The sequence below is a fragment of the Paenibacillus amylolyticus genome, assembly GCF_003719335.1.
Lineage (GTDB): Bacteria > Bacillota > Bacilli > Paenibacillales > Paenibacillaceae > Paenibacillus > Paenibacillus amylolyticus_D.
The window spans coordinates 424,957-443,197 of the sequence record NZ_RIAS01000003.1 but is presented as its reverse complement, the minus strand read 5'-3'; the positions used below and the strand labels follow the sequence as shown (position 1 = coordinate 443,197).

17 protein-coding genes are annotated in these 18,241 nt (G+C 44.7%); 11 read left to right on the top strand and 6 right to left on the bottom strand.

The window, feature by feature from the left end; genetic code table 11:
- Positions 1 to 32 precede the first annotated feature (32 nt).
- The 11 genes from EC604_RS08630 to EC604_RS08585 all read left to right on the top strand — a co-directional run bounded on the left by EC604_RS08630 (position 33) and on the right by EC604_RS08585 (position 11,920).
- A complete protein-coding gene (locus tag EC604_RS08630) occupies positions 33 to 2,186 on the top strand; it encodes an MMPL family transporter (protein WP_161556890.1) in 2,154 nt (717 codons plus the stop codon).
- A 390-nt stretch (positions 2,187 to 2,576) separates the two neighbouring features.
- Positions 2,577 to 2,762: a hypothetical protein gene (locus EC604_RS08625; RefSeq protein WP_123063757.1), complete on the top strand. Its 186-nt coding sequence runs from the start codon at positions 2,577 to 2,579 to the stop codon at positions 2,760 to 2,762.
- A gap of 58 nt (positions 2,763 to 2,820) precedes the next feature.
- Entirely contained in the window at positions 2,821 to 3,006 is a 186-nt protein-coding gene (locus EC604_RS08620) for a hypothetical protein (RefSeq protein WP_123063756.1), read from the top strand.
- A gap of 33 nt (positions 3,007 to 3,039) precedes the next feature.
- Complete coding sequence (locus EC604_RS08615) at positions 3,040 to 4,572, top strand: radical SAM protein (protein ID WP_151458061.1); 1,533 nt, start codon at positions 3,040 to 3,042, stop codon at positions 4,570 to 4,572.
- A 42-nt stretch (positions 4,573 to 4,614) separates the two neighbouring features.
- Complete coding sequence (locus EC604_RS08610; protein WP_161556889.1) at positions 4,615 to 5,859, top strand: radical SAM protein; 1,245 nt, start codon at positions 4,615 to 4,617, stop codon at positions 5,857 to 5,859.
- Positions 5,856 to 6,017 (top strand): hypothetical protein, encoded by a 162-nt coding sequence (locus EC604_RS29855; RefSeq protein ID WP_161556888.1) that lies wholly within the window; start codon positions 5,856 to 5,858, stop codon positions 6,015 to 6,017. The genes EC604_RS08610 and EC604_RS29855 overlap by 4 nt, the downstream gene beginning before the upstream one ends.
- On the top strand, positions 6,017 to 7,717 hold the full coding sequence (locus EC604_RS08605) for an ABC transporter ATP-binding protein (RefSeq protein ID WP_123063753.1): 1,701 nt from the start codon (positions 6,017 to 6,019) through the stop codon (positions 7,715 to 7,717). The genes EC604_RS29855 and EC604_RS08605 overlap by 1 nt, the downstream gene beginning before the upstream one ends.
- A gap of 25 nt (positions 7,718 to 7,742) precedes the next feature.
- On the top strand, positions 7,743 to 8,663 hold the full coding sequence (locus tag EC604_RS08600) for an ABC transporter ATP-binding protein (protein ID WP_123063752.1): 921 nt from the start codon (positions 7,743 to 7,745) through the stop codon (positions 8,661 to 8,663).
- Positions 8,664 to 8,752: 89 nt separating this feature from the next.
- Complete coding sequence (locus EC604_RS08595) at positions 8,753 to 9,454, top strand: hypothetical protein (RefSeq protein ID WP_205127918.1); 702 nt, start codon at positions 8,753 to 8,755, stop codon at positions 9,452 to 9,454.
- A 188-nt stretch (positions 9,455 to 9,642) separates the two neighbouring features.
- Positions 9,643 to 10,662, top strand: coding sequence for an alpha/beta hydrolase family protein (locus EC604_RS08590; protein ID WP_123063750.1), 1,020 nt, complete (start codon positions 9,643 to 9,645; stop codon positions 10,660 to 10,662).
- Between the two features lie 85 nt (positions 10,663 to 10,747).
- Positions 10,748 to 11,920 carry a GDSL-type esterase/lipase family protein gene (locus EC604_RS08585; protein WP_192895077.1) on the top strand — a complete coding sequence of 391 codons (1,173 nt, stop codon included), beginning with the start codon at positions 10,748 to 10,750 and terminating at the stop codon, positions 11,918 to 11,920.
- A gap of 328 nt (positions 11,921 to 12,248) precedes the next feature.
- Here the strand turns inward: EC604_RS08585 and mnhG are convergent, their stop codons facing one another.
- Genes mnhG through EC604_RS08555 form a run of 6 tightly spaced genes read right to left on the bottom strand, consistent with a single transcriptional unit; the run spans position 12,249 to position 18,157 of the window.
- Positions 12,249 to 12,641: a monovalent cation/H(+) antiporter subunit G gene (mnhG, locus tag EC604_RS08580; protein WP_123063749.1), complete on the bottom strand. Its 393-nt coding sequence runs from the start codon at positions 12,639 to 12,641 to the stop codon at positions 12,249 to 12,251.
- Positions 12,625 to 12,909, bottom strand: a complete 285-nt coding sequence (locus EC604_RS08575) for a Na(+)/H(+) antiporter subunit F1 (protein WP_110896037.1) — start codon at positions 12,907 to 12,909, stop codon at positions 12,625 to 12,627. Before EC604_RS08575 ends, mnhG begins: the two co-directional genes overlap by 17 nt.
- Positions 12,909 to 13,385, bottom strand: a complete 477-nt coding sequence (locus tag EC604_RS08570; protein ID WP_123063748.1) for a Na+/H+ antiporter subunit E — start codon at positions 13,383 to 13,385, stop codon at positions 12,909 to 12,911. Before EC604_RS08570 ends, EC604_RS08575 begins: the two co-directional genes overlap by 1 nt.
- A gap of 6 nt (positions 13,386 to 13,391) precedes the next feature.
- Positions 13,392 to 14,870, bottom strand: coding sequence for a Na+/H+ antiporter subunit D (locus EC604_RS08565; protein ID WP_123063747.1), 1,479 nt, complete (start codon positions 14,868 to 14,870; stop codon positions 13,392 to 13,394).
- Complete coding sequence (locus EC604_RS08560) at positions 14,863 to 15,201, bottom strand: Na(+)/H(+) antiporter subunit C (protein ID WP_090920602.1); 339 nt, start codon at positions 15,199 to 15,201, stop codon at positions 14,863 to 14,865. Before EC604_RS08560 ends, EC604_RS08565 begins: the two co-directional genes overlap by 8 nt.
- 1 nt (position 15,202) lies before the next feature.
- Positions 15,203 to 18,157 (bottom strand): Na+/H+ antiporter subunit A, encoded by a 2,955-nt coding sequence (locus EC604_RS08555; protein WP_123063746.1) that lies wholly within the window; start codon positions 18,155 to 18,157, stop codon positions 15,203 to 15,205.
- Positions 18,158 to 18,241 lie beyond the last annotated feature (84 nt).

Below are 18,241 nucleotides of genomic sequence, written 5' to 3'. Positions count from 1 at the left end.
AAAATCCAATTTATATGCAGAGGAGCCTGGGTATGGGATATCGAAGTTTGGCTACTCTCATCAGTCGATATCCGCGGTTTATTATCATCTGCTGGGTAGTTATCATCGGGATGTCAGTCGCCTGGGCGTGGAAGCTGCCTGACATGGTTCAGGATCACGGGTTAAAGCTGGCTCGGGGACAAGCCCAGGCCGTAGAACTGATATTGGAGCAGGAATTTGGCTCCCCGCCTGATCCGGTCGTGTTACTTTTTAATAAACATCCGAATACTTCTGAGATCGCCTTCAGAACGTGGATTCAGGAACGGCTTGCCGCAGTCCGCACCTTGCCAGCGATATCGTCAGTAGTTTCCCCTTTTGATGTGAACACACAGGGAAGAATGCTGCGTGATGATCAGGCTTACGCTCTGGTACACATGGACATCCCGCCTCACCGGATGAAGCATCCACTAGCTCAATTACGCGAGGTTCTTGAAGTGGACAAGCAAGCTGATCTGCCTGGAACCGTGCAACTTACAGGGAAAACCGTTGTGCAAGAGGATGTAAATCGACTGAGCTTTCAGGATTTAGAACGAGCAGAGATCATAGGGATACCGATCGCATTAATCATTCTTTGCTTTGCATTCAGAGGACTGTATGCGGCATGTATTGCTGTCATGATGGGGATCAGTGCAGTGATTACGGCGATGGGCATAACGTCTTTGCTGGGTCATTATCTGGAGTTATCCAACTTTATTATTAACGTGATTCCAATGGTCGGAATGGCGCTCAGTATTGATTTTGCACTGATCATTTTAAGCAGATACAGGGAGGAACTACAGCAGCGTTACGCAAATAGAGGCAAGTCCAACGTCGAGCGTAACATCCACATGCAACGTGAACTTTTGCAACAGACATTACGCACAGCTGGCCGCGCCGTGCTGTTTTCAGCAGCATGTGTGTTTCTGGGTTTGCTGGGTCTGCTCTGGATCAGGCTGCCTATGTTTCTCAGTGTGTCGCTTGGAGCTACCATTGTTCTTGTGCTGGCGTTGTTGTTAAACGTAACCTTGTTACCTGCTATTCTTTGCCTAAGTGCAGACCGAGTATTTGCTCGCATAACACGCACATCCGGAGTTACAGGACAACAAACAAGGGATAGCACACTTGAACACAGCTTCTGGCACCGCTGGTCAGCGATCGTCATGAAACGTCCTGTATGGATGGGACTCGTAGGTACGACACTATTGCTGTGTTGCGTGTTTCCCGTTACAAGGATGGATTTGTCCGTACCCGATGCTTCTTCCTTACCTGCCAGAATGGAGTCCCGTCAAGCATCTGAGCAGATCGAGCAAAATTTCGGTCAGCAGCATATTTCTTGGCTTGATATTATCATCGGGAAAAAGGAGGAGCCGTTAACAGCCTCTCACTGGGAGACGGCCAAACACAAAGTAACCAAGCTTCAACAGGATGAAAGAGTGGTGAGTATCCACTCCCAAGGAGACGTTTCGAATTCTTTTATCCGATTAACGGTTGGTGTATACGGGGAAGCGGGTTCAGATGAGATGAAAGAATGGTTGCGGCAGACAAGGACAGATGATGTAACAGCTATGCCAGAGACCATTCCGATTCGTTATGGTGGTGAAGCAGTTTATGAGGATGAGATTATGCATGAAATTGCCCAGCAACTGCCCAAAGTACTGGTATTTGTCATGGTAAGCAATTATCTGGTGCTGCTAGTGGCATTCCGTTCTCTACTAATACCACTAAAAGCGATTCTGATGAACTTGCTTAGTCTGGCCGCTTCGTTTGGCATACTTGTATGGGTCTTTAACGAGGGTCATCTGGGAATGGAAGTATCATCAATCGCCATCATGATTCCGGTATTTATTGCTGGGCTGGTATTCGGCATATCGATGGACTACGGTGTTTTTATGTTGAGCCGGATACAGGAAGTGTACAGACAAACAGGGGACAGTGACACAGCGGTTCAACAAGGCTTGGCTTCAACAGGGCGTTTAATTACGTCTGCAGCAGGTATTTTGCTGGCGGTAACGGTTCCTTTTGCTTTTGCCGAGGTCGAAGGGGTAAGGCAATTGGGCATCGGCATCACGGCAGCCGTGCTTATTGATGTAACAATCATTCGGCTTGTGCTTGTCCCGTCCTTGATGAAATTGATGGGGAGATGGAACTGGTGGATGCCTGGTCAATAACAATAAAAGCTTAGAAGAAAATTTGAAGAAAATCGCTTGTAAGTATAAAACGGATATGAAAATTTCACGACAACACATAAAGGATATTCCGAAGCCTGAATCAGGGGAGGGAGTATCTTTTTTTTATTAAAATCAACGCCCACTTTTTAAAGTAAACTTTGTATTCAACTGAAGTATAGTCTCAATAATATCGTTCAGAAGAAAAAAATTGTCAAATTTAGAGTGAAAGTGACTTATATTATATAACTCTCATAGTAAATATTCTATTATTTGGTTGTATTAAATATTTTTTGATCAATATATCTAATTTTATTCAAAAAAGGAGGCTGTGGTTGGTTTTTTGTAGGATACTTTAATTTTTCCAAAAACAATTTATGAGGAGGAAAAAACATGGATCAACAAATTGGTACAAACAGTTGGTTGTGCAGTGTTACTTGCTTCGGAGGTTGTTTGGTGGGTTGTGCAGCAGGATGTGCAGTGGATGGACCGGTGCCGATCTCGGATGTGATTGGTGCAACGGCAGTTAATGCAACAGCAACAACGGTTTCTACAGGAGCTACCAAGTCAGCATTATAGAGTAAATGTATATAAATTGAAATCTTAACCATTTAATTAAATCTAGGAGGAAGTAAATATGGATCAACAAATTGGTACAAATGGCTGGCTCTGCAACGTAACTTGCTTTGGTGGATGTCTAGTAGGCTGTGCTGCAGGATGTGCAGTAGATGGACCTGTGCCGATCTCCGATGTCATAGGTGCGACCGCTGTCAACGCAACAGCCACAACTATTACTTCAAGTAAGACAAGCTCTGCACTTTAAGTTCTGAGCTGTTGGTGGGGGCATTCCGAACACGTGGTGCGGGATGTCCTCTTTAGTACATTTTTAATCCAAGTTAAGGTGGGTTGCATAATGAATAATATAGGTGTATTTGAAACCAGGCAGGGAAACAAATACATTTTCGATGGTGCGACGAATATGGTTCTTTCCGCAAGCGAAGAGCTGGCTCATACGATTGAGAGTCACGACAAACTGGACAGAGAACTTATATATGAAAAAGCAGATTTACCGTTGAGGCAACTCATGAAGAAGTGGGATCTTTTCAAATTGCATGAGGTGGAACTGAGCCAAGATATGATTTTGGATGAGCTTAGGACCTATCCTTATCCGCAGATGATCCTTGGACTTACGGAGAATTGTAATTTGAGGTGTAAGTACTGCATTTTCTCCGGAAATTATGAAGAAATGAGAACACATACATTTAAACGTATGGAGAAAGAGACTGCGTTAAAAAGCGTACAAAAGTATATCGATTATATTGAGGAATGGAGAGCGTATGCTCCGGATAAACAGCCTGTTATTTCATTCTATGGCGGGGAACCGCTGCTCAGATTTGATCTCATTCAAGAAGTTGTCGCCTATGTAAAGCAAACGGGTTTCAAGACCATGTTTTCTATGACGACAAACGGAACATTACTTACAGATCGCATTATTGAATTTTTAGTCACGCATAACGTCATGATATCAGTCAGTTTAGACGGTTCGAAGGAAATGCATGATAAAAATAGAGTTTTTGTAAATGAGCAGGGAACGTTTGATGTTGTCTATGGGAATATTCGTAAGTTGCTCGCAGAAATAAAGAGACAGGGGAAGGAACAGATTCTCCCTATGATGATACTTAGCTGTTATGAAAATGAAACCGATATGGTTGCGATGAACGATTTTTTCGTACGTGAAAAACATCTCTTGAAATCGATGGGCGGAAGACTATCCAAAATTTTGGATACTGAATTAGGTGAGAGTGGAGCTGTTCATGAGAGTATGTCTGTGCTGCTCGATGAATACCTTCAGGAAATCAGTACACCAAATAACGAGGAGCAGGTTTCCGAGCTATTCTTCAAAGAGAGACTCTTTGGCTCCAGTCTTAAAGTGAGCCATAACCGTAACATTAACCCATATGGCAGAAACTACTCTTCAATCCTTGGTAACGCCTGTATCCCGGGGAGTCGAATGTTCGTAGACGTGGACGGTACCTTTCATATGTGTGAGAAGATAAGTTATCAATTCCCGATTGGAAACTGTGAAGAAGGTCTGGATATTAACGCGATCAGTCGAATCGTTGAAAAGTGGAGCGAAAAATTTACAGCACAATGTAAAGAATGCCCCTATCAATCGATTTGTGGACTATGTTACGCCAGCTGCGCTTCAGGAGATAATTTCGATATACAAGGTATCTGTACTACACGAAGAAAGGATATTGAGAGACAGTTGTCTATCTTATACAGCACTCTCGAGCAGAATCCAGATGCTATGCGTGATTTTTCAGCACATAAAGACAGTATCGACCGTAAGTATGATTCGTTTCGTTTTGTTATGGATAAATGCTGAGGTCGTTTCTAGCAAAGGGACATACAAATGGAGGTGTCTAATGTGTATTTTAAAACCGGGTCACATTGTTACATTGTACAGGGGGAGCGTCAAGCTTCATTATATGATTTGAGTGAAAATAATATGTTGAGGATATCACCAGCAGACGCATCAATGCTGCTTGAATTGAATAGGGGCGTACCTGTCGAAGAGGTAGACAACATAAATTACATCCTGCTCTCTCAGCTTATAGAGCAAGGCATGGGCAGCTACTATTCCCATAACGCCTATATCGAAAAGGTTCGTTTTGGCCTTCCGCCATCCATTCGAGATTTTGCCAAGAATAGAGTAAGAATATCTAATCTGTATCTCAACATTAACGATGAATGTAATCTGGAGTGCAGTTTTTGCAATACGGATAGTATGGTGCACCGAATGACCGGGTGTAAACGTTATGGCGGGTTTAGTCAAGATAATCTTATGGAGGAGAAGGATTATCGTATCGTATTGCAGCAGAGCCATAAGATGGGATGCAGATCATTGCATATCATTGGTGGAGAGCCTTTGTTGAAGTGGGAACTTCTCTCGGTAATCCTCGCTGAGGCGCGTCAACTCGGTTACAGTAACATCTTTATCTATACGAATTTAATGGACACAGGAGAGCTGAACTGGGAAGAGTTATCTGGTGTCAGCTTGGTTATCCATACGTCTTCCCATAATCAGGATTTAACCAATCGTATGATAGAAAATCATCCTGACTTCTCAAATTTCTACGAAAATATGAATAAATTGAAAAAAACAGGAATTTCCTTCTATTTTAATGTAGTATTGAATAAAATGAACTATATATTTCGAGAGGAGATTGTAGACTACTATAAACATTTCAATCCATTGGGTATGCAGCTCAGTTTTATTCATGAAATTGGTGATGACCCGGTGTATAACGAGCTCTTATTTAGCGACAAGGGCGCTCAAAGCTGTTTTACAGATCTCAGTTTTTTTCATAACGTCGACTTTCATCCTTGTTTGAATGGCAAGTTGTCCGTATTTCGAAACGGCGATGTATCGGTGTGTCCCATGATGAGAAATGAAACGATCGGGAATGTGTTGAAAGACTCTTTCAAACGGATTGCTGATCAACGAGACTACCAGGAGTATTGGACGTATACGCTGGATAGAGTAGATTCTTGCCGGAGCTGTAGCTCGCGGTATGCATGCTCGGATTGCCGGGCGATCGAGAGTAGTGCAGGTGGATCATTATCCTCCAAGGTGTATTGTAAACAAGCTTTAAAGGAGAGCTTGGTATGAACAATATAATTATGGTTTTAAGTATTGTGGCCATAGGTATACTGACGGTCTTTCTGAACAGGAAGGTCAAGAACAAAAGCAGGATGAGCATGATTCTGGCCATCGTTTTTGTCCTGTATATTGCAACATTTATGATTATTGGCATGTTCAAAAATTAATGATGAAAAAAATGTTTAGCAACCTTATGTACCTCAGGCCGTATCTTGAGGGCAGCAGGTTGCTTCTGGTACTCTCTTTTGGAGCTTTGGCAATGGTATCCCTAATTGCGATGCCAATTCCGCTTATTACAGGCAAAATTATCGATAATCTTTCTTCACCACAGGGAACTACGCATTTTCTCTATCAACAGGTCATCATTATTATCTGTCTTCATGTCATAAGATACGTTCTCTCTCTTATAGGTAAATACTATATTGTCAAGGCGGGAACTCGTGCTTCGAATGTGCTTCGAATGAAGATGATTGGACATACGGTAGATATGCCTATGGAGTTCATCGACAAACATGATAAAGGTTATCTGATGTCAAGGATTTCAGAGAGTGGAAGTATAGGGAGTCTTTTTTCTCCATCTGTAATTAACATTCTCATTGGGGTATTGGACGGTGTGATCTCGGTTATTTTGCTCGTGCGAATCCATTGGAAGCTATCGCTTATTGTTCTGGCCATTATTCCTCTATATGTTGTTGTTACTGTCTGGTACAGTCGACGGATGAGTGATAGCACAAGAAAAGTCAGTGAAAGCTCAGCTGAGATGGCGGGAGTTATGTTTGAGACCCTTAACGGAATTGAGGAAATTAAAGTTCAGGGGGCCAAGCAGCGCTACATATCACGGATTTATACCAAAACGGATCAGGTCATTACTGCGATTCTGAAACAGAACAGAAACATTAACGGATACATGGAAAGTTCTTCACTTCTCAGTTCCTTATCCGGAGCTATAGTATTACTGTTCTCCGGAATCATGATTTTGGGGAAAACGCTAACTTTAGGTGAATATGTATCTTTCACAGGTTACCTTGCAAAAGTACTGGGAAATGTCCAGGCTGTGGCTACCTTTGGAGTAACTATAAATCCTATAATGGTTAGTATTGATAGAGTAAGGGAGTATATGGATAATAAGGATGAGGAGTTTGGAAGACGGATGGTTCTCTCCGAACCTATTCATTCGGTTAACATCCATAATATCTCCTATGCATATATTTCCGGAATTGAAAAGCGATCTGTGCTGGATCAGCTTAATGTCAACCTGTTTACAGGTGATATCGTTATTTTGAATGGAGCCAATGGCTCGGGCAAAACCACCTTTGTTAAATTGCTTCTAGGTCTTTACCCTGTGAATAAGGGAACGATCCTTTATAATGGCATGGATATATCATGTCTTAAGCTATCTGATCTGCGCAGAAGAGTTTCCTACATATCACAGAAGACCTATTTGTTTCAGGGTACGATTCTGGACAACATACTTCCGAATGCTCAGCCGGAACAACTAGTTCATCTGAGAGCATTGCTGGAGAAGTATCAGCTTCAACCATTTATCTCCGATTTTCCAAATGAATTGGATACGGAAATCGCCCACGGAGGAGCTAACCTTTCAGGTGGTCAGAGACAAATGATTGCTTTTTTAAGAACGGTGCTCGCAAATAAAGAAATGGTGATTTTAGATGAACCAACAGCGAACATGGATGCTATCATGAAGAGCAGAGTTATTCAAATGATAGAGAATGAAGCGTTCTATAAGATTCTGGTTGTCATCTCCCATGATCCCGATTTGTTCTATTTAGGCAAACCTTTAAATCTTGGTGAATCATCCAGAGAAGATGGTGGGCAGCAGTTTTATATGAAAAATGAAGACCGTTAGTGATCATCCTTAGAGGGGGGAAATTATGGGATCTCAGATTATTGAAACACGTGGATTAAATCTGAACCTACAGGGAAGCCATGTGCTCAAAAATATTGACATCACTACGCACTCCGGGCAAATCTGCGCTTTGATCGGGGAGAACGGAGCGGGCAAAACGTCAACGATTCGCTGCATTACAGGACTTTACCCTCCTACAACAGGGGGATGTTCCATTTTTGGCGAGCCGGCGTATAACATGAGTCAGAAGAACAGGAACCGATTTGGTATCGTGTTTGACGAGGGAGGGCTGTATAGTGAAATGTCGGCCTGGGAGAACGTCCTTTTTTTTGCGAGCCTGCGCGGAATGGAAAAAGATAAAATTGCAGAACGCTACAACAGACTTGTACAACATTTCGAATTAAAGACTTCTTTAAAGGTCGGACGTTTTTCCAAAGGTATGAAACAAAAACTTATGATTATACGTGAATTAGTACACGAGCCTGAGTTGCTTATTCTAGACGAGCCCTTTAACGGCCTTGATCCAGACTCCAAAATTTTTTTAAGAGACAAACTCAGCGAAATCTGTTCCGATCGGGGCACTTCGATTCTCATCAGTTCTCATGATTTGTTTGATTTAGAGAAGATCGCAGATCAGGTTATTATGATACACCAAGGCCGAATTGTAGCAGATCAAGCACTTCAGACTATCACTGGAATCAGCGAACGTTACATTGTTACCTGTGACAACTCACAATTGGTGGTGAGTATTCTTCAGGGTATTGAAGGAATTACGGTGGTGAATCATACTGAGCAGTCTGTGACATTCATGGTTGAATCGGAGGTTATTAAACAGCCGTTGCAAGTTTTAATGCAGCATGGCATAGAAATTCAGGAATTTTTTAAGGAAAAAAGCTCATTAGAGGACTTCTACAGAACAACCAAACAAGCAGCTGTACAAAACTAACGTTAAAGTAATCTTTTTGGGGAAGGGAGAGGCTGTACTTGCTGCCGTTATTAAGAAAAGATGTACAAACCCTCAATTGGAAAAGGTCTTTGACCATGCAAGTATTGATGTTTGGAATTTTTTTTGTGTTTACGATCGGTCAACTGGGGGAGTTGGAAGCAAGTCTGGGTTTGACGATCGATGGTCTTGTTCCACTGTTGCACAAGTTGAATGAGACCCGGGAACATCGTGTCATGTTTACCAATTCATTGATTGCTGTTGGTCTCCTGTCTTCTGCATTGGTATTTGCATTGTATGTCGGTATTCCTCACGTTCTCCAGTTTTTCACAAAAGAGAAAGCTGAAAAGAACTTGAGTTTCCTGCTTGCGGTGGTTTCAAAACCCGGTAAAATCATGCTGGCAGTATGGTTATTTGCTCTAATCCGTGTTGTAGCTATGGCTATCATTAATGGTGTTCTAATCTGGTTTATCTTTACTCTGCTTGGGTTTAGATCGGTGTGGACGACGAGTCTTTTCTCTTCGGGTCTGACCATTATTTTGTGTATAGCTGCTTTTTTGTATATGGCCAATGCTATTGTTTGGGCAACAAATGGAAGTGAAGCCGTGCTGAAAATTTTCAGAATATTCATTCTGGTGGGTATTGTCGCAGCATTTCCAGCGGTTAACTATCTTCGGATGGATTTCAGCTTTCTGGATTTTCGTTATGTTGCATACAGTGGAATGATCTGTATCGTGGCAGCGTTCGTGTCACAGTTTCTGATGAGGTTATTTAAGGTTGAAAAAATCGTCTAGACGATGATTAATGTTATTTTTTGAGTTTAATAAAATGAATTCTCATCTGATCAAAAATGGGAATTCATTTTTTTATATGCATAAGAGATTCCTTATTTTTACTTTTAGTTCTATAATGGATAAGAATATGAGAAAACAAGTCAACCATTGGAATGTAACCCACGACAAGCAGGAGGGACACAAAGCTCATGCAGGATATTGATAACTACTTGTACCAACAAACCAGTCTTCGCGGGCACTCCGTTTACGATGCAGATCAGGATTTTACAGCATGGTCTAGGCAATTGCGAGACAGAGTTCAGGAGCGACTTGGCGGATTTCCGGCGGAAGCTGCCGAACTACAACCCGTTGTGCTGGAACGTACATCATGTGATGGTTACATCCGGGAACGGATTGAGATCACAACCTACACGGGGTTACGGATGCCAATTTATCTTTTAACCCCCGAAGATGTAAGCGCTACCGATGTGAAGAGGCCAGCTATTGTTGCTTGTCATGGACACGGCTACGGGAGCCGGGAGATCTGCGGAATGGAACCGGATGGTTCGCCGCGGGCAGGGGAGCCTGGATTACACAAAGATTTTGCTGTTGCGCTTGTGAAGCGTGGGTACGTTGTGGCTGCTCCAGAACTGCTTGGGTTTGGGGACAGAAGACTGGATGAGGATCGAGAGGCACCGCCGGGCGCAAGTTCCTGTACGAAAATCGCTGCACATCTGCTTATGGTAGGCCAGACACTTGCAGGACATCGGGTTTATGAAACAACGCGTGTGTTGGATTATTTATCCACCCGACCTGAAGTTGATTCAGAGCGGATCGGAAGCATGGGCATTTCCGGCGGGGGGCTGGTTACAGCCTTTACAGCCGCAATGGATGAACGATGCAAAGCGGTCGTGGTTAGTGGTTACGCAAGTACGTTTCATGGCAGCATTCTGGACCGCAATCATTGCCTTGACAACTACATTCCGGGTATTCTGCAGGAAGCAGAGCTACCGGATATCATCGGTCTGATTGCTCCGCGGCCTCTATTTCTGGAGATCGGAAGTGAAGATCTTGTATTTCCGCTTCATTCGGCACGGGAGGCTCACGAACGTTTGAAAATGATTTACAAGCATGCTGGAGCAGAACAAGCACTGGATGCAGATTATTTTGACGGTGGACATGAGATTAGTGGTGCAAAAGCTTATGATTGGCTTGAACAGGTATTGTAATTGTCATTGTAAAATTTCATCATGATCTGCATTCGGATGGGTACAAACGGTATCATTTTAATTCGAGAGGAGCATGGATTATATGATGAAATGGTCAACTTCTTTACGAATGATGTTATGTACTGTACTTGCTACAAGTATGATCGCGGTTGGGTTAGGGACTGACAGAGTTGAGGTGGCCGAGGCTGCATCGGATCATTACAAATTCGATTTCGGTGCAGGAGCAGTAACGAACGGATATACTGGAGTGTCTGCCTCGACGGCTTATACAGCTGCAAGGGGTTATGGATTCAACACACCGGCGAATATGAAAAATGTTTCCGCATCTGGTAGTGGTGTTGCAAGTGATGCCGTTCAATTTCTGAAATTTGGTACAAAAAGTGATAATACCTTCAATGTTGACCTGCCGAATGGTCTATATGAGGTCAAAGTGACGCTGGGTAACACGGCCAGAGCTAGTGTGGCAGCCGAAGGGGTATATCAGATCATGAATATGACGGGCAACGGCGCAACGGATCAATTCCAGATTCCAGTGACAGACGGACAGCTGAATCTGCTGGTAACGGAAGGCAAAGCAGGTACTGCTTTTACGCTAAGTGCCCTTGAAATTCGCAAACTGTCCAACCAGCCTGTCACGAATCGTACGATCTATATTGGTGGAGATTCAACGGTGTGCAACTATTATCCGCTTGCTAGCAGCGTACAGGGTGGCTGGGGGCAGTTGCTTCCCTCTTATGTAAACAACACCACTTTCCAGGTACGTAACATGGCCACGAGTGGGCAGATTGCCAGAGGATTCCGTGATGATGGTCAGATGGAAGCAATTCTGAAGTATATCAAACCGGGTGACTATTTTATTCTGCAGCTCGGAATTAATGATACGAACGCCAAGAACAATACAACTGAGGCTCAGTTCAAAGAGATCATGCGGGATATGGTTCGTCTGGCGAAAAACAAAGGGGCAACTGTTATTCTCTCGACACCTCAAGGGCGGGCAACAGACTTTAATTCGTCCAATGTGCATCAGGCGGAGAACCGTTGGTATAACGCGTCTACGCGTGCACTGGCACAGGAAGAGGGAGTAACACTCGTAGATCTGAACAAGCTCAGCTCGGCATACTTCACTTCCATTGGGCCAGCAGCTACGCTTGCTCTATACATGAATGGTGATAGTTTGCATCCGAACCGGCAAGGAGCATCGCAACTTGCTCGAATCGTGGCTGCGGATCTAAAACGCCAAGGTTTAAACGGTTTCTGATAAGAAAGTAGTTTGGTGGGTAAGTTCTATCTGTATCGAAGTATACAAACGATATTTAGGTTATATAAGAAATCCCCCGGAGGAAAGCCGCTTACGAGCGATATCTCCGGGGGATTTTTTACTTATTTTCGCCAATGTATAAGTTAAATTACTTTTACACATTAACGGAGAGGACAGAAAAAACCTGAAGAAGCGCAAAGCGTTCGCCTTTATCACCGGATTTTTCCATTTGGAAAAGGGAGTCAAAAAAATCCGGGGATAACAGCGATCGGAAGGTTATTCTGTCATTGGAGTGTTCCGTGTAAACTATTCATTAAATTTATATAAACTACTCCATCATATCTTTTGCTTCGTGATTCATCTTTTTCCCTTTTAACAACGGTTCAAGTTCGTCTTGTACACTTTGCTCCCAGAGAGGCACGTCGGTCCGGTAGGCAGCGCGGCCGTTCAGGTGTCCCGCAACAGGCGCAGTGATGAAAACAAACACAATACCGAGCAGCAGGCGAGCACTGATGTAGTTGTCAAAGTACCAAAAGAAGAAAAATGCACCGCTGAGCACACAAAACACGCCGAGTGTCATGCTTTTGGTGGCAGCATGGGCTCTCAAATATACATCAGGGAGACGAAGGAGTCCGAAGGCACTGAGTGCACTAAGGAGGGCCCCAAGCAGCACCAGCAGCCCAATTCCCGTTTCAGCGGTGCTACTAACGATCTCCTTCATTTTTAAACACCGCCCCTCGTTCAATATAACGCGCAAATGCGACTGTGCTTAGAAAAGCCAGAATGCCGATCAGCAAAATGATGTCCAGATAAGCCTGCGTCTGCAACATCATCGATAGTACAGCCACAATTGCAATGACATTGATACCGATCGTATCAAGAGCTGTAATCCGGTCAGCCATGGACGGACCGCGAAGAACACGATACAAACAGGCCAGAATCGCTAGAGATAGAATGAGCAGTGAGATAAACAGTAGTGAGGATAACATTAACGTGTCACCTCCATGATTGCTTTTTCAAACGTATTCTGAATATCGTTTCGCAGTTTCTCTTCATCTTTGATATCCAGTGCATGGATGAACAGCTTACGCTGATTGCCCGAGATTTCAAGTGGCAGTGAACCTGGCGTCAATGAGATCAGCAGACACAGCAGCGTCACTTCCCAATCCGAAGATAACTGTGTGCGATAGGTGAAAATACCTGGACGAATGTCAAGCCGCGGTTTGATAATCTCTCGAATGACCTCGATGCTTGCTCGAACGAGTTCTTTGAACAGCAATCCAATCAATTTGAAGATAGCCCAGACTCGAACGATGTAGAAGCGCTGCGGGAAGAAACGTCGCATGCCTCCGATGAGGAGCAATCCAAGCATAAATCCAACGAGAAAACCAACACCATTCCAGGCGTTATTCAAAAACATCCAGACAAAGGCAATGATCAGATTGAGTACAATTTGAAAGGCCATAGACATCTACTCCTTCAATACGGCATCAATATAAATGTTGGGATGTAGCAGAATATCACCTGCGCGGGACGTGAGTTGGAACATACCTTCAGCCCCGAGGCCCATGACGATGATAAAAGCAAACAGAATTCCGGCAGGGATCAGCAGTCCGTTCACCGCATAAGGACGTCTTGCCATGCCTGCAGGAGGCTCACCCCAGAACGCCTGAATGAAAATGCGTAGTACCGAATACAGCATGAGTAGACTAGAGAGAACTGCAACGCCAGTTAAACCGTATAATCCGGCTTCGAAGCCGCCCTCAAAAAGCATCAATTTTCCCGGGAATCCACTGAACGGAGGCAGGCCCGCAAGCGCAAGCGCACTGATGAAGAACATCCATCCCAGCACGGGATAACGTTGAATTAGTCCGCCCATGTTATCGAGCCTTGAAGTTCCCGCAACAGCAATGAGAGCACCGCCGAGCAGGAAAAGCAGTGTTTTGATCAACATGTCATGCAGCATATAGAACAGTAATCCTTCCAGAGCACTACGGCTGGCCGCAGCCATACCAAATGCTACGAAACCTACGCCAGCGACGACATTATAGATCAAAATTTTGTTCACATCACGATACGAGATCGCTCCAATCACACCCAGAATCATCGTGGCACCCGCCATCCAGCCGATCAGAGCATTAAAGAAGTCTGGATCATGATAGAAGATCAACGTAAATGTCCGCACAATGGCATACAGGCCTACCTTGGTGAGCAAACCAGCGAATAACGCCGTAACGACGGCGGGCGGAGCCGCATAAGACCCGGATAACCAGAAAAACAGGAACAAGCCTGCCTTGATGCTGAATACGATTAGGAAAAGAACTGCAATCAGTGTGACTACTCCGCTCTGTCCTACTTCAGCAATGCGTACCGACAAGTCGGCCATATTCAGCGTACCTGTAATGGAATACAGAAAGCCGATGGAGGCAACGAATAAGGCGGAAGACACGATATTGATCAGTACATATTTAATGGTTTCACGCAGCTGTCTTTCCGTGCCTCCGAGTACAATCAGAGCGTAAGAAGAGATCAGCATCAATTCAAAGCTGACAAACAAATTGAACAGATCCCCGGTTAGAAACGATGCGTTCACGCCGGCAATCAAAAAATGAAAGAACGGATAGAAGTGATGTTGCTCCCGCTCCTTGTTGATGCTTCGAAAAGCATAGAGCAGGCAAGCCAGTGCAATGATGGAAGCGGCTACTACCAGCAGCGCTGCAACCATATCGGCAACAAGTACGATTCCATAAGGTGCTTTCCAGCCACCCATATTAAGTGTCAAAACACCGGATTGCGCAACACGTGTGATGAGTATGGTTGAAACCATTGCTGTGGCTAACAGACCAATCACGCTAAAGGAACGTTGTATATTGACTTTACGGAAGAACAACAGGGTGATCACGCCCGTGATTAGTGGAAGCAGGATGGGCAGAACCACAAGATTATTCATATGGACGCCCCCTTACTTCTTCCATATCATCCGTTCTCAGCTTCAGATAAGAACGGTAGGAAAGGACAAAAAAGAAGGCTGTCAGACCAAAATTGATGACAATTGACGTTAATATCAACGCTTGAGGGAGCGGGTCGACGTATTTCTCCGCCATCTCTCCCAGTAGTGGAGGAGCGCCCGTCTTGAGACGTGACATCGTAATTAACAACAGGTGCACTCCATGTGTGAGAATGGACATGCCTAGTACGATACGGAGCAGGCTCCGTGACAAGATTAGAAAGACGGCAACCGCAAACAAAATGCCTACGGCCACACACATCAAAATTTCCATATCAACGATCCTCCCCGATCTGTAAAATGATAGTCATGGTGACGCCGAGCACAGCGAGGTACACGCCTAGATCAAACAGCATGGCTGTAGCAAGCTCTGTTTCGCCCAGCAGAGGCAGTTCGAAATATCCGAACGTCTGGCTGAGAAATGGAACACCGAAGAGGAATGAACCTGCACCAGTAAGCAAAGCTATGCCTAAGCCTATGGCTGTCAAACTCCGAAAATCGATGGGCAGCGCTTTGCGTATCGTATCCGTGCTGAAAGCCAGAGCGATAAGTACCAGGGCTGCTGCTGTGACGAGTCCACCGATGAAACCACCGCCAGGATTATGATGACCAGCAAAGAACAGATGCATGGAGAAGGTTAAAATGATAAACACAACCACTTTCGTGGTGGTTTGCAACAAAACATCATTACTTTGCAAAGGAACCGTGTCCCAGGACAATGTACTGCGTTCGCGGTTTCCGTATTTTTTGGTGTTGTCCGCTTCATCGTCGAGTTCGGGTTCTTCGTCCTTCTTCTCCTCATTTTTACGAAATTTCAATCTGGCTCCGAGATCCTTCGCTTCGAGATTCAGGTTGATCATGGAATAGATCGACAATGAGGCTACCCCAAGAACCATAATCTCAAGTAACGTATCATAACCTCGGAAATCCACTAGCAATACGTTTACGACATTTTTACCACCCGCGGAACTGTAGGCTTCCTGAAGAAAGAAAGCCGAGATGCTGTCCAAAGATACTGTGCCGCTTGCAGCGAGTGCTACGAATGTCATCACAACGCCAACGGAAACAGCAACAATTGCATTCACTGTGAGATAGCGGGAGCTGGACTTGCCGCGTTGTAACTCGGGTAGATGGTAGAAGCAGAGCAGGAACAATGCGACGGAGACCGTCTCCACAATCATCTGCGTCAGCGCAAGGTCGGGTGCCCGAAACAGGACAAACAGCAGTGTAACCAGGTAGCCGACAGCGCCGGTCATAATGACAGCAGATAATCGGTTTTTGGCAAAAGGAATGGAAATGGCAGCTGCAATCAGCGTAACCAGTAACACGACTTCGTAGAATGAGTAGGGTGCATTATCCTGCACATTCCAGGTAATATTTTCACCAGAACGGAAGAAGGCGTAAACGAGCAGCGCAACGGTAAATGAGAAAATATAAACCAGATAATTGCGGACGGAGCCGTTCATGTAGGCTTCTGTCCACTTCCGTGCATAGTGCTGTACATTGTCAAGAACAACATGGTACATATTGTTAATCGTTAATCCCTGTGGATAATGCTCATAAATATTCCTCCATCGTGGCAGTAACTTGTATAGCATGACCCCTAGCACAATAACAGCGATGGTCATGAACAATTCGGGAGTCCAGCCATGCCATAGGGAGAAATGTACATCAAAGCGTTCATTCCCATTCAGAAGGGAAGGAAGAACGGCAGCCATTGCTGGTTCGATCAATGAACCGGAGAGTAGATCCGGAAAGAGTCCAAAACCGATGACCAGCGCGCCCAGAAGGAGCGGTGGGATGAGCAGGCCGATAGGCGCTTCATGTAATTTCTCGGCAGGCAGCTCACTTCGGCTACGACCGAGGAATGTTTTGAACACAAAAATCAGGGCATAGATCAGTGTGAAAACGCTGGCAAGCCACGCGATGACAGGTAGTAAAATACTCCAGGAGCCCATTCCAAAAATACGGAGATCTGTAATCTGTACCATCGCTTGAAAGAACAATTCCTTACTGAGGAATCCGTTAAAGGGCGGGATGCCTGCCATGGCTAGTGAACCGATTAGCGCCAGGCTGAATGTGATGGGCATGAATGCTGCCAGCCCGCCAAGCTTGCGAATATCTCGTGTACCTGTCTCATGATCTACAATGCCGGCGACCATAAATAAAGCAGCTTTAAAGGTACCGTGGTTGAATAAATGGAGCAGTGCAGCAGTGATTGCTACGGTGTACATGGCAGAGGATTCACCATATCCGAAATAGAGAGCAGCAGATCCGATCCCGAAGAGGGACATAATCAGACCAAGTTGTGAAATGGTGGAATACGCAAGAATGGCCTTGAGATCGTTTTTCTTCACTGCTAAAAATGATCCGTAACCCAGTGTGAGCAGTCCGACGCCAGTTACAAGCCAGAACCAGAGTCCCTGTCCACCGAAGATGGGTGTGAAGCGGGCAACAACATACAGCCCGGCTTTGACCATGGTGGCGGAGTGCAGATATGCACTGACTGGAGTGGGAGCTTCCATTGCATCAGGCAGCCAGATGTGAAACGGGAATTGTGCCGATTTGGTGAACGCTCCAATTAGAATAAGAACGAGAGCCGGCAAGAACAGATTGCTGTCCTGAATATGCCCCCACTCGGTAATGGTAGCACGGATACTGAATGTACCTGTCATCAGGTACATCAACATGAATCCGGCAAGCATGGCGAATCCGCCAAAAACCGTAATCAGGAACGATTTTTGTGCACCGGATGTGGAAGCTTTACGCTTGTAGTGAAAGGCGATTAACAGAAATGACGTAATGCTGGTGAGTTCCCAAAACCCATAAAGCACGATCATATTATCTGATAATACGACGCCAAGCATAGCGCCCATAAACATTAACAAGTAGAGATAGAAACGGTTTAACGCTTCTGTTTTGCTCATATAAAAGATGGAATAAAAGACGACAAGCACGCCTATCCCGCTGATCAGCAACGTTAACAGTAGACTCAGTCCGTCCAAATATAGATTAAATCCGATGTCCAGGGACGGAATCCAGGGAATCTGTCCGGATACCGGGTGACGCTGGGACACGGCAGTAATCTGGCTTGCAAAATAAACAAATAACGATGCCGGTACGACGAGTACCAGCCATCCCAGATGAATTTTACTGAAAAGTCTGTGCATCAATGCGAGTAGGATGCCAGCTGCAAAAGGCAAAATAACAGCAATGTGAAGCAGGCTCAAATAATTACACCCCCAATGTTTTTCTCGTTATTCTCTCTCTGACATACAGGCGCAATCCTCTAAGGATATGCTTGCTCTCTTTAT

What these genes read in the sequence shown, in the direction of transcription:
- EC604_RS08630 (WP_161556890.1), top strand. Translation starts at nt 33, where the DNA reads ATGGGATATCGAAGTTTGGCTACTCTCATCAGTCGATATCCGCGGTTT.
- EC604_RS08625 (WP_123063757.1), top strand. Translation starts at nt 2,577, where the DNA reads ATGGATCAACAAATTGGTACAAACAGTTGGTTGTGCAGTGTTACTTGC.
- EC604_RS08620 (WP_123063756.1), top strand. Translation starts at nt 2,821, where the DNA reads ATGGATCAACAAATTGGTACAAATGGCTGGCTCTGCAACGTAACTTGC.
- EC604_RS29855 (WP_161556888.1), top strand. Translation starts at nt 5,856, where the DNA reads ATGAACAATATAATTATGGTTTTAAGTATTGTGGCCATAGGTATACTG.
- EC604_RS08605 (WP_123063753.1), top strand. Translation starts at nt 6,017, where the DNA reads ATGATGAAAAAAATGTTTAGCAACCTTATGTACCTCAGGCCGTATCTT.
- EC604_RS08600 (WP_123063752.1), top strand. Translation starts at nt 7,743, where the DNA reads ATGGGATCTCAGATTATTGAAACACGTGGATTAAATCTGAACCTACAG.
- EC604_RS08590 (WP_123063750.1), top strand. Translation starts at nt 9,643, where the DNA reads ATGCAGGATATTGATAACTACTTGTACCAACAAACCAGTCTTCGCGGG.
- EC604_RS08585 (WP_192895077.1), top strand. Translation starts at nt 10,748, where the DNA reads ATGAAATGGTCAACTTCTTTACGAATGATGTTATGTACTGTACTTGCT.
- mnhG (WP_123063749.1), bottom strand. Translation starts at nt 12,641, where the DNA reads ATGAAGGAGATCGTTAGTAGCACCGCTGAAACGGGAATTGGGCTGCTG.
- EC604_RS08575 (WP_110896037.1), bottom strand. Translation starts at nt 12,909, where the DNA reads ATGTTATCCTCACTACTGTTTATCTCACTGCTCATTCTATCTCTAGCG.
- EC604_RS08570 (WP_123063748.1), bottom strand. Translation starts at nt 13,385, where the DNA reads ATGGCCTTTCAAATTGTACTCAATCTGATCATTGCCTTTGTCTGGATG.
- EC604_RS08565 (WP_123063747.1), bottom strand. Translation starts at nt 14,870, where the DNA reads ATGAATAATCTTGTGGTTCTGCCCATCCTGCTTCCACTAATCACGGGC.
- EC604_RS08560 (WP_090920602.1), bottom strand. Translation starts at nt 15,201, where the DNA reads ATGGAAATTTTGATGTGTGTGGCCGTAGGCATTTTGTTTGCGGTTGCC.